At 68.7% G+C, this 11,897-nt stretch carries 7 protein-coding genes; 2 read left to right on the top strand and 5 right to left on the bottom strand.

Annotated features, from left to right (window positions below; genetic code table 11):
- The first annotated feature begins 30 nt into the window (after positions 1 to 30).
- Positions 31 to 2,589, top strand: coding sequence for a GNAT family N-acetyltransferase (locus ACGFI6_RS30465; protein ID WP_393124581.1), 2,559 nt, complete (start codon positions 31 to 33; stop codon positions 2,587 to 2,589).
- On the opposite strand, the gene ACGFI6_RS30470 is transcribed toward ACGFI6_RS30465, so the two are convergent.
- The 3 genes from ACGFI6_RS30470 to ACGFI6_RS30480 are packed head-to-tail and all read right to left on the bottom strand — an operon-like array spanning position 2,579 to position 9,773.
- The gene (locus ACGFI6_RS30470; protein WP_393124583.1) at positions 2,579 to 9,046 is read right to left on the bottom strand and encodes a hypothetical protein; all 6,468 of its coding nucleotides are present in this window, start codon (positions 9,044 to 9,046) and stop codon (positions 2,579 to 2,581) included. The two genes, ACGFI6_RS30465 and ACGFI6_RS30470, sit on opposite strands and share 11 nt — an antisense overlap.
- A complete protein-coding gene (locus ACGFI6_RS30475; RefSeq protein ID WP_393124584.1) occupies positions 9,043 to 9,393 on the bottom strand; it encodes a hypothetical protein in 351 nt (116 codons plus the stop codon). Before ACGFI6_RS30475 ends, ACGFI6_RS30470 begins: the two co-directional genes overlap by 4 nt.
- Positions 9,390 to 9,773, bottom strand: coding sequence for a YbaB/EbfC family nucleoid-associated protein (locus ACGFI6_RS30480; protein WP_393124586.1), 384 nt, complete (start codon positions 9,771 to 9,773; stop codon positions 9,390 to 9,392). Before ACGFI6_RS30480 ends, ACGFI6_RS30475 begins: the two co-directional genes overlap by 4 nt.
- Before the next feature lie 121 nt (positions 9,774 to 9,894).
- Between ACGFI6_RS30480 and mycP the strand changes: the two genes are divergently transcribed.
- The gene (mycP, locus tag ACGFI6_RS30485) at positions 9,895 to 11,202 is read left to right on the top strand and encodes a type VII secretion-associated serine protease mycosin (protein ID WP_393124588.1); all 1,308 of its coding nucleotides are present in this window, start codon (positions 9,895 to 9,897) and stop codon (positions 11,200 to 11,202) included.
- 48 nt (positions 11,203 to 11,250) lie between these two features.
- Here the strand turns inward: mycP and ACGFI6_RS30490 are convergent, their stop codons facing one another.
- Together ACGFI6_RS30490 and ACGFI6_RS30495 are read right to left on the bottom strand one after the other, a co-directional pair.
- Positions 11,251 to 11,547, bottom strand: a complete 297-nt coding sequence (locus ACGFI6_RS30490) for a hypothetical protein (protein ID WP_393124590.1) — start codon at positions 11,545 to 11,547, stop codon at positions 11,251 to 11,253.
- Between the two features lie 22 nt (positions 11,548 to 11,569).
- Positions 11,570 to 11,881, bottom strand: a complete 312-nt coding sequence (locus tag ACGFI6_RS30495) for a hypothetical protein (protein ID WP_393124592.1) — start codon at positions 11,879 to 11,881, stop codon at positions 11,570 to 11,572.
- Positions 11,882 to 11,897: the final 16 nt, after the last annotated feature.

Genomic DNA, 11,897 nt, shown 5'->3' on the forward strand with positions numbered 1-11,897 from the left:
AGCCTAACCTAATCGATGTGGGGGACTGTTGTGAACGCGAGGGTGTTCCGGGACACGTACGGCGTACCGCAGCTGCAGGCCGGGGACCCGCTCGCGCTCGTGTATCTGCAGGGCGTGAACGCCGCCCGCGACCGCGCCTGGCAGATCGAGCTCGAGCGGCGCCGCTGCCTCGGGACGAGTGCCGCGTTCCTCGGGCCGGAGGCGGCCGGGTGGGACGTGTTCGCGCGGCAGGCCCGGCTGGCGGACACGGCGCAGCGGTGCTTCGAGTCGCTCGACGTCGAGACGCGCGAGTGGGTGAGCGCGTACGTCGACGGGGTGAACCACGCGCTACCGGGCGGAGCGTTGCGCGCGCCGGAGTTCACACAGACCGGGCTGACGTTGGAGAAATGGGAGCCCTGGACACCGCTTGGGATCTGGCTGGCGGTTCACATTCTGTTCGCGGGGTTCCCGTCGAAGCTGTGGCGGACGCACGTCGCGGAACAGCTCGGCGAGTCGTCCCTGGACCTGTTCACGTCGGAGGGCCCACATGGTGCCGGGAGCAACGGGTGGCTGATCCCGGGCACGCACACCGCGTCCGGCCAGGCGATCGTCGCGGGTGATCCGCATCGGTACGTCGAGAGTCCGGGCGTCTACCAGCAGATCCGGCTGACCTGCCCGGAGTACGACGTCTTCGGGCTGGCCGTTCCGGGCATCCCCGGCCTGGCGCATTTCGGGCACACCGGGTCGGTCGCGTGGTCGATCACGAATGCCATGGCCGACTATCAGGACCTCTACTTCGAGCAGCTGCGTCCTACGGCGTCCGGGGTCGAGGCGTTGGGGCCCGACGGGTGGAAGCCGGCGACGGTACACACCGAGGTGGTGGAGGTCGCGGGCGCGGATCCGCTGTCCGTCGAGGTCACCGAGACCGAGCGCGGGCCGATCATCCAGCCCGGGATCAGCCTGCGGTACCCGCCGCGTGTGACCGGGCGGCTCGGGTTCGAGGCGGCGTATCGGTTGCTGCAGGCAACTTCCGTGGCGGACGTCGACGCCGCGTTCGACAAGTGGGTCGAGCCGGTCAACGTCGTACTGGCCGCTGATACGGCGGGCGGGCTGCTGCACCGTACTGCGGGCGTGGTGCCGCGGCGCCCGCGGGAGAACATGCTGCGCGTCGTACCGGCCTGGGAGGCTGAGCATCAGTGGGAGGGCTGGCAGGCGCCGATGCCGCGGGCGGACGTGGACGGTCCGGTCGTGATGGCGAACGCGCGTGAGCTGGCGGCCTCGCTGGGCGTCGAGTTCGCGGCGCCGCACCGGGCCAACCGGATCCGCGAGTTGGTCAACGCGCGCGACGACTGGTCGGTCGACGACATGCCGGACATCCACCGGGACACGTACCTCGGCTCGGCCGGCTCTGTCCTCGACCTGCTGACCGGCCTCGACGATCTCTCCACACGAGCAGTTGCCCTACGCACCGAACTGTTCGCCTGGGACCGGCACATGGACGCCACCAGTACGACAGCATCGTCGTACGCCGCGATCCGCAAGGCACTCGTCTCGCGGATCACCGACCACTTCTCGATGCTCGAGAACGCCGACGTGACGGAGATCTTCGCTCCGTGGATGGATCCGCTCACCCACGTCTCGTTCGCGCTGGAGAATCTGCTCGCCACCGATCTGATCCCGCAGGTCAACGTTCGTTGGCTTGCGCGCGAGGCGCTGGAGGAGGTCGCGGCGAACAGCCCGCGGCCGCCGTGGGGCGAGACCCATCAGCTGACGCCGCTGCACGCGCTGCGCGGGTCAGTGTTCGCGCCAGGTGAGGAGCGGTTCGATCTGGAGCTGTCTGGTGACCACCACTGCGTGATGTCCACGTCGAGCCTTCCTGGGTTGACGGATCTGTGCGTGCGAGCGTCCGCGGCCCGGTACGCGTGGGATCTCGCGGATCGGTCGGCCAGCGGCTGGGTCGTGCCGCTCGGTGCGTCCGGCGTGCTCGGGGACCCGCATCATCACGACCAGCTTCGGCTGTGGTTGCGTGGTGTGCTCACGCCGGCGGACGGTGCGGTCGTGCGGGAGGACACCGAGTTCACGTCGGTGGTCGAGGGGCTTGGGACCGTACGGATCTCGGAGGCGGTGCCGGCGCGGGACCTCGACCTGGTGCATGAATGGGTGACGGCGGAGCGGGCTTCGTACTGGGGCATGGGGGCGTTGTCGCGGGAGGAGATTGCGCGGACGTACGAATTCCTGGACTCGGTGCCGACGCATCACGTGTACGTCGTGCGGCTGGACGAGCTACCGGTGGCACTGCTGCAGACGTACGACCCGCAGGCGGATCCGGCCGGCGAGGCGTACGACATCGAGCCTGGGGATCTCGGCGTGCATCTGCTGATTGCTCCGGGGCATCCTCGTCCGGGCTTCACCGGTCAGCTCGTCGGGGCGCTCGGCCGGTTCATCTTCGGCGTACTGGGGCACCCGCGGATCGTTGTGGAGCCCGACATCCGTAACACGGCGGCGATCGCACGATTCCACCGCTCAGGCTTCGTTCTCGGGCCGCAGTCCAAGATCACCTATCCCGATGGGGCGACCAAGATAGCCCAGTTCGCGTTCCTCAGCCGCTGATCCCCTCGGGGCTGATTGCGGGGCGGGGGAAGCCGCCGGGGAGGTTCGTCTGCTCCAGGAGCTCCTCGTAGGCCGCTATGCGGTCGGCTAGTTGTTGCTGGACGGCCGCTCGTGATCTGGCCGTGCCGGCCAGTTTGTGGGCATCCACTGCGTTGGCGGCTCGAACGATTTCCTCCAACGCCACCAGGCGTTCTTCGAGGTGCGGTTTGTCGCCCGGTTCGCCCAGGATCCGCCCGAGCGCCCGCGCGGCGCCGGACCGTACCTGATCGGTCGGCCCGCCTGTCACCCGCTGGCCTCGCCCGGGCGCTACCTGCCGTACGTCCGGGAATGTCTTGCTCGTGCCGTCCTCATCGACAATCCCTTCGTACACGGCGATTGCGTGGGCCAACCGGGTCTGTGCCTGCTCGGCGTCGGACGCATCCGCCCAGTCGAGAGCCGCCGCCAACTGGTCGATCCGTTCGAGCAGTCGGATACGTTGCAGCTGCACGTCCGGGTGGGTGGCCTCGAGGTTGTCCAGGTACGCCTGCTCGGCGGCGGCCCGGATTCGATCGGTGTAGCCGGGATCACCCGGCCGTACGTCGACAGCCTGCCCAACGACCTGCTCGTGCAGTTGCTGGATCTGATCGAGCAACTGCGCGACGAGATACTTGCCGAAGGCCACCTGCTTGTTCAGGACGCTGCGATCGACGTCCTGCTTGCGGAGATCGAAGGCGTTCTGGTCCTTCCGCCGCAACTCGGCCCGGCGGAACAGCATCCGCGCCACCGGCGTACCGATGACACCACCGACGGAGCCGGCCACCGTGATGACCACGCTGTAGTCGTCGAGATCGAAGATCTGGTCGAGCGCGAGTGCCCCGCCCGCGGCGCCGATCGCCGCGAACGCAACCTGTATCAGATACGCCCGGAACTTCGACTGCCCCGGCGGCCGGGCCCCATCCGGGCGTGCCGGTGCTGTCGGGAAACTCAAGCGGTCGAGCGTCCGATCGCCTAGGCCGACGTCCGGGTGCTGGTCTGCGACCGACTGCCGGAGTTGCTCGATCGCGTCGTCGACCCGCTGCAGCTGGTCCGTGAGTACGTCGACCAGCGCCTGTCCGCGGACCGCGTCGCGCTCGGCCTCGTCCCAGAGCTTCTGTGCGTCGCTCGCGCCCTCTTCCTGGTTGAAGAAGATCTTGTCGCCGACAGCGCCGAGGAGAAGGCTGGTGACGGCCGGGCCGACCGCGTTGATCAGAGCGTCGGTGAGCAGCTGAAGTTGGGCGGCTCCGTTGCCCGGCGGCTGGGCCGGATCCGGGTTCTGGTTCTGCATCGCGGAAAGATGGCTCAGCAGCCGGCGAGCAGCGGCGGTGACGTTCTCGATCGACTGTGCGGCGAGTTGGAGAGCGAAACTCGGAGTGCCTGGCGAGTCCACGATTTCCGGACCGTCGATCGGCGCCGGCAGCTCGGTCTGCGTACCGGTGAGCTGCGCCCGCAGGACATCCAACTGCGCGTGATAGTCCTGCAGCAGCGCGACGAGCTGATTCTGCAGAGCGGCGGGATCGGACAGCTGGCGGCGCATGGCGGCATCCAGGCGCGCGATCCGGAGGTCGAGTCTCCGGCGGTCGACCAGGCGTTCGGTGAGCGTCTTCGCGAGCGCGGTGGTGCCGATGACGGCAATCGTCGACATCGCGGGGATTCCGAACAGGCCCAGGATCTTGGCCGTTCCGGTTGCCGCCAGCAACGGCACGGCATGGCGCACCAGATAGTGCCGCCGCTTGGTTGCTCGGGGCAATTTGTCCTCGGCATCCGCGGCCTGATCCTCGTGAGTTCCGTCGAGCATTCCCTTCATTCCCTGGTACTTCTTGGCCCGCAGCGCCTTCTCGGCGTCGTACGCCGACGTACTGCCCTCCTCCTTGCGGCCGTCGAGCCAGTGTTCGGCCAGGGCACCGATGAGTGAGTTGACCATCGTGGGAACGGTCAGCGCGACACCCACAGCGAGGCTGCCGGTGTGTACGTATCCAGCGGCTCCGATCACGACGGCCGACAGGACCGAGCTGCGCACCGACTTCACGACGTACGCCCGCCTCGGTACGCGATCGTCGTGGGGCGACCGGCGGTCCTGGAAGCGTTCGGCCATCGCGCTGTCGTCGCGGGAGACGAGCGTGTGCCGGAGCTCGGCGTCCGGCTGCTCGGCACCGAGGCTCATCGACGCGACCAGGGTGGCCAGGAGCTGCCTGATGCGGCGCCTTCGGATCCCGGACGTTGTCGCTTCGTGCTCGGCAGTGAGCGCGCGGGCCTCTGCCAAGGCGCCGTGGTCCTCGGCCTTCAGCAACGGGTCCAGCTCGGGGTCGCCGGACGGGTGCAGGGTCAGGGATTCTTCGATCCCCGCGAGTTGTGCAGGGGTCGGATCGGTCGTCGCCGCGGCGGTTTCGGCGAGGACGCGCGCGACCACCTGCGGTACCTCGTCCAGGGCGAGGTGGTCCGAGAACGTCACCTCTGCCGCCGTGGTGTTCGGTACGGCGACGTACCGCGCGACGGTGGTGGGACCGAGCGGACCGATCCGCAGGTGCAAAACGTAGGTGCGACCATCGGTCGTCGTCACCTGGTAGCGGTTTGCGGCGAGTTGGACGACCTCCTGGATGTTCGCGGCCTGTAGGACGATGTCCGACGTGATCGCGTCAGCGACCGCGGTCCCCACCAGGAGGAATCCCGGCAGGAACCTCAGTCCGGGCTGACGAGCGCTGTCCCCGGCCGGAGCAGCTGGGCGTGCTCCCGATCCAGAATCAGCGCCACCTGGGTCCGGGTCGCCCCCGATCGGGCGGAACAGGACAACTCCACTCCCCGGATCCGTACGTCCTGATCCGTCCCCTCGATCCGGAGGACCATGCCGGCCCGGACCTCCCCGCTCCGGATCTTGCCGGGGGTCACGAGCCCGGGCTGACTCGGCAGGTCGTACATGGTCTCGATCGTGAACCTGGTCATGTGCGTGCAACCTCTCCAGCGCGGACGCCTCGCTCGCGTACGCCTCGGTCTCCATCTCCGGTACGTTCTCTCTGCTCACCCGGCCGGCCCGGAACTGGTCGGCATGGGTCTTCTCGTGCGCCAGCGTCCTGGCCAACGTCTCCCGGTCGACGAAGCTCGCCGGCCCCAGCTGGATCCGGACCGTACCGTCCTCCAACTGCTGCGCATTCGCCATCGCCTGCTGATCGTCAAGCCTCGCGTAGTCGGCCGCATCATTCAGCACCACCACGTCGATCCCCGTCAGATCCACCCCCGCTGCCCCCGCAACCTCCACCACCACGTCCGCCGTACGCTCCAACCCCCCACCCCCATCCACCACCGCCTGATTGGGCCGCTCCCCCACACCCTCGTGGTTGTGCTCGGGGTTGTCGGGCGGTTGTGGGGTCTGGTGGTTGTTGGGGTCCGGGGTGGGGGCGTCGGCTGGGGTCGGGTCGGTGAGGTCGAACTCTGTGATGCTGAGCCCAAGAGCCGTACGCCCGTCGAGCAGCAGCGGCTTCACCATGAAGAACTCAAGCTGCCCGGTGTCGAGCGCGGCGAGCATCGCCTCGGCCAGCTGGGCCTCGTTCTCCAGCGGTTCGTCCGCGCGTACGTGACGAGGCGCCGACTTCGGCCCCTCCCCGAGCTCGCGCGGACCACCCTCGACCATGACGTCGTTGTCGAGCACCGCAGTCGGCCCGGCGCGCCGGATCATCTCCAGCAGAATGCTGCGGATGTACTCCCGATGCCCCTGCTGATACAGCAGATCGTGCATCCGCCGGTACCCCAACTCACCGCCGACGTTCTTCGCCTCGCCGATCACGAACCCGAGCACCCGCCCCGTACCAGGCTCGAGCCGAATGAAGATCTGATCAAACCGCCCCGACCCGAGCGCCCGATCGGCAAAGACCCGATGCACCTCCTCGCCCACCCCACCCCGCTGACCCAGCCACCTGAGCATCAGCTTCGCAAACCCGTCCCCCATCCGCTCTCCCGCCTGCTGAGGCGTAGGCCTGTACTCCCCACCCACCTCCTCACGCCCGCCCTGCCTAGCATCCCGCCGGGCTTCGATCCACCGATCGGTGTCGCTCTGGACGTCCTGCCGATCTCCAGGTCCGTCACCCAGCGCCGGATCGCCGAACAGTACGTCGGTCTGACCGCCCACCTTCGGTACCGCAGGAACCTTCTGCAGACTTCCGAACTCCCCCGTCCCGGTCACATACCTCAGCTCCGGAACCTGCACCAACAGCACCCTGCCGTCAGGCAACACCGCCTCGAACGTCCCGCTCTTGGAACGCCGATGAACGGTCCCAGTAGGCTTCCCGCCCTTCAACCCGTCAGGCGTCGCGTAGTACCGCCCCCGCAACCCCCGTGCCGCCGGCGTGAACTCACCGTCCGCCCCCCGCTCGTTCAACGCCTCGACAAACGCCTTCTGTGCAGTCGATTCCAGCGACTCCCCATCCACCGGCCTAACCCGAACCCCCTCCACCACCTCTTCCGCCCCCGAAGCCTCCCGCCCCACCCGAGCCAAAACCGGCAACCCCTGCTCCCCATCGCTTGTGGTTGCGCGGGGGGTTGAGGCCGGGGTGGGGTGGTTCTGGGCCCGTGGTTGGGGGGAGCCGGGTTGCTGGGGGTTGGGCTGTGGGGGTGCGGACTGCGCGGCAGTAGCTGACGGTTGGCCTGTGGTCGGCCGAGCAGCATCCTGCTGTTGCGCGCTGGCTGCCGGCTGAGGTGGGTTCGGCTGCTCGGCGGCAGCACCTCGGTGGGTCGCCGGTTGCTGGGCGGTTGCCTGCTGCTGGGCGGCTGCCGGTTGCTGCGTCGACGCCGCTTGCTGCCGCGTCCCCGGTTGTTGGGCTGCCGGCTGTTGCGTCGTCGCCGGCTGCTGTTGGGGCGCGGGTTGCTGGCCTGTCGGCTGTTGCGTCGCCGTCGGCTGCTGGGTCCCTGGCTGTTGGGGTGTCGCCGCTGGTTGGGGTTGGGCTGCCGGTGGCTGGGTTGTCGCAGGCGGCTGGGTCGCCGCGGGTTGCTGGGTCGCCGCGGGCTGCTGGGCCGTTGTTGGTTGTTGCGTGGTTGGAGATTGGGTCGAGGTGGCTTGGGCGCCGGTGGGTTGGGCGCCGGTGGCGGTTGTGGGGTGGGTGGCGGTTGTGGGGTGGGTGGCGGTGGTTTGGGTGGTTGGTTGGGCGTGGGCTTCGGGGGTGGCTGTGGTGATGGGTGGTCGGGGGGTGGCTTGCAGGTCCTGGGAGGTTTGGGTGGAGGCGGTGTTCGTGGTGGTGGGTGGGGTGTTGGTGGTGCCGGGGTGGGTCTGGGTGAGGTCGGTCGAGCCGGGGTGGGGCTGGGTGACGTTGGTTGGGGTGGTCTGTGGGGTCGGGTCGGTTGTGGGGGTGGGTTGGGCGGTGGGGGTGGCGGGCTGGGTGATGTGGGGGGTTTCGGGGGCGGGGGGTTGGGGGGCGTTGGGGGGTGGGGTTGTTGGGGTGGGGTGGAGTTTGGCGGCTGTGTAGTGGCCCGCCAGGTGGCCTGTTTCGTGGGCGGTGATGCGGCCGCTGGCCAGGGCGCCGGAGCCTAGGCCTTGTTGGTAGACAGCCTTGCCCAGGTCGTTCCAGGTCAGGTCGCCGAGTTTGCCGTCGGCAACGGCTTGGGCTGTTACCGAGGTGACTGGGGACGAGATGCCGTTGACTACGAACGCGTGCGTCTGGCGTTCGAGCGAGTTGCCGACCCCGCGTACTGCCGGCTGGAACCTCGCCGGCGCCGGGATCCGGCGTACTGCTGCACCGACGGGTTTCGAGGCCAGCCAGCCCACCGGCTTGAGAATCGGTGCGAGCACCGCACCACCACCGCCCGCACCGGCCGCGATCGCGATCTGCTTCGGGTCGAGCTGTTCGCGGTATCCGCGGATGATGTCGATGGTCTCGCCACTGATCTCGACCAGCGGTTCCTCGATCATCTCCTTGCCGATCTCCTTGCCCGCAGCAACCAAAAGGTTCGCGGCCCCCTCCGAGAGTCGCATCGCGGCGGCGGCCGCGCGGACGATGGCGCCGATCCGGGTCGCGATCCCGACCACGATGCGGCCGCGGATCCACTGCCCGAGCGGGAGCGGCAGCGCGAAGCTGGCCGCGAACGCGAGCCCGTTGGCGATCAGCTCGGCGTAGATCGAGTCCTTGATGTTGGCGATCTGCCGCGCGTAGTCGTGCGACATGGTCGCCATGTCGTTCATCATCTGGATGATCTCGCCGTACCCGCCAGTGGCGCCGACGCCGTTGACCAGGTCGCGTACGCGGTCGTGGTACAGGATGCCGTTCGCGTCCGGCCAGGCGCCGGGCAGCGCGTTCAGCCCGCTGGTAGCCTGCGCCACGGTCTCCCCCAGCGCCTGCGCGGCTGCAGCCCAGTTGTCACCCATCCGCTGGGCGGCGTCCTCGTCGACCCAGACCGGGAAGAAGCCGTCGATCATCTTGCGGAGCTCGAGCCAGAGCGCCGTCGTGGGTTCCGGAATCACACCAGTGAACTCATGTACGCGGGCTGTTCCTGCTCGCTCAGCTGCAGGTACTTGAGCACGCCGAGCCGCCCCCGGTTGCCCGCGTCGTACAGCTTCGGCGCCACCTCGTCGGCCCGCTTCGGCACGACTTCCTTGTACTTGTTGTACGCCTCGCGATACGCCACGCTGAGGTCGTCGAACCCGACGGACACGATCTGCTCGTCGTGGTCGATCGCCCTGAGCAGGTCGGGCCACCGGTTCCCGAACACGCTGCCCGACCGGTAGATCTGCTGCGCCGCGCGGAACGTGTCGTCCGGGTACATGTCGATGTCCCCGACGCCACCGAAGTTGACCGGTTGCGGACTCATCGCCCCGTCCTCCCCTGCGCCCGCGCCAGCTCGGTAAGGAACGGTCCGAACGCCGGGTCGCCCGCCGCCGGTCGGTCAGCCGGCGGCAGTTGGTCCGCGAACGCCAGCAGTACTTCGTCCTGCGCCTGGCCGCGCGCATCGTTCACCGCCGTACGGATCTCGTCCGCGAGCGTCCGGCTGTCGAGGTCCCGCAGCACTCGCGGGTCGAGGATGAGTTCGGCCAGCTCGCCGCGTGCAGTCACGGTCGCCTCGATCAGGCCGTCGGCGGATTCGGCCGTACCGGTCCCGGAATCCATCAGGCGCTGCGCATTGAGGGTCTGCTTCTCCATCTCTTCCAGGTCGTCCAGCCACCCGCCGCGGACCCGCTGATCGTCGGTCATCACGCCTCCCGTTCCGGAGCAGTCGAACCTCACGGTGACCGACGAACCCATCGCCCGGAGGCCCGTGACCGCTTCAGGCCAACGCGGCAGGTACGGCGGCAGCGCGCCCGACGATGCTCAGGTGACGATCAGCTCGTGGGTACGTATTCATGCCCGGTACGCCGTCGGGCTGCTCGCCGGTGGTCTCCTCCTGCTCCCGGTGAACGCCGTCGCCGCACCGCCGAAAGGCGCCTGCTCCAACCCGGATCCTGGCCGGAACCCGGTCCGGATGCTCCCGTGGGCGCAGGAGACCCTGATGCCTCAGCGCGCCTGGCCGTACAGCACCGGCGTCGGTGTGACGGTCGCCGTCGTCGACTCCGGCGTCGACGCCGATCATCCGCAACTGCACCGCGCCGGCAAGGTCCTGCCTGGTCGCGACTTCTTCCTGGTCGGCAAGCTGCCGGGCAACTACGACTGTGTTTCACACGGGACCGGCGTCGCGAGCATCATCGCCGCCGACGCGGCGCCCGGGATCGGGTTCCGCGGCGTCGCGCCGGGTGCGCGGATCCTGCCGGTCCGGGTGACCGACCGGGAGACCACCGGCAACGGGAGTGTCGAGTACGTCGACCCGAACGTCCTCGCGCGCGGCATCGTGTACGCGGTCGACCAGGGCGCGAAGGTGATCAATCTGTCGATGGCCGGGGACCAGGATCAGGCACCGGTCCGGAAGGCGGTCGCGTACGCGGTCCGCCAGGACGTCGTCGTGATCGCTGCCGTGGGCAACAGCCAGCGCGGTTCCGACGGCGAGCATCCCTCGTACCCGGCGGCGTACTCCGGCGTCCTCGGCGTCGGCGCGATCGACCAGGCGGGCGCCCGCACCGACAGCTCTCAAGTCGGTCCGTACGTCGACCTGGTGGCGCCCGGCGACAGCGTCCTCGCGGCGACGCGCCGGACCGGCCATGAATACGTATCCGGTACCAGTTTCGCGGCACCGTTCGTTGCCGGGACCGCCGCACTCGTCCGGTCTGCCTGGCCGAAACTCACTGCCCCGCAGGTGATCCAGCGGCTCAAAGCGACCGCGACGCCGGCTCGGGGCGGCCGGGACAGCCCCGAGTACGGTGCCGGCATCGTCGACCCGTACCGCGCGGTGACCGAAGGTCTGATCGCCGCGCCGGCGAAGAAGATCCCGGCGATGACTGTGCCGCCTCCCGATCAGCAACGGCTTGCCGCGCTGGGTTGGTGGCGGTCTGCGGGCGAACACGCCCGCGAGCTCACGGTGCTCGCGACCGGCGGCGCACTGCTCGTCGCCTTGCTGAGCAGCATCCTGCTCGCCGGACGGCGGCGGCGCTGGCGCGCAGGCCGGACACCGATCGTTCGCACCGAGGCGTCCACGCCGAAGGACGAACTGCCGCCGGAATACCTGTTCGCCGGCGACCACGCACAGCAGTGAGCCCCGGCCGGATCATCCGGCCGAGGCTCACCCGCGCGGATCAGCGGATCAGAACTGGACCAGGCCCGAGACGGTGTTCGAGCAGGTCATGCCGAGGTCGGCGCAGTTGTCGACCGCGTTGCCGCGAGCAATGGTGTGCTGCGCCTGATCCTCGGCGTTGTTCGTCATGTTCAGCGCGTTGCCCTGCAGGACATGGAACTCCGGGCTCAGCCAGTTGGCTCCCTTGCCGTTCAGGAACGCCTGGTGGGTGCCGGACGTCTCGCTCAGCCCGCTGCCGACACCCTTGTACCCTTCGCCGGCCGCGAGCATGCCGTCGAAGTGCTGCCTCAGGAAATCACCTGACATGTTGGTTCTCCTTTCTTGGGGATCAGCAGTTCAGTTGCTGCTGCATGAGCAGTGCGGTGTCCGAGATCGTGCCGTCGATCGTGTTCGCCGCCTGCTGCAGGTTCTCGCCCTCGGTGTGACCGCGCACCACCAGGTTGGGGTTGATGTAGTCGACCTGGTTGTAGACGCCCTGGCTGTTGAGGTCGGCAGCGGTGCACTGGAACGAGGGCTGCAGGTTCTCGGTCTCGCTGACCATCCGGGTGAGGTGCGCCCGGTGCTGCTCGGCGGTGTCCACGGCGTGCTGGCCGAGTTGAGCCACGTCTCCGGCGAAGACATGGATGAAGGGATTGGCCATCGGTCGGTTCCTTTCT

The organism is Kribbella sp. NPDC048928 (assembly GCF_043197975.1).
In the GTDB taxonomy this organism is placed as follows: domain Bacteria; phylum Actinomycetota; class Actinomycetes; order Propionibacteriales; family Kribbellaceae; genus Kribbella.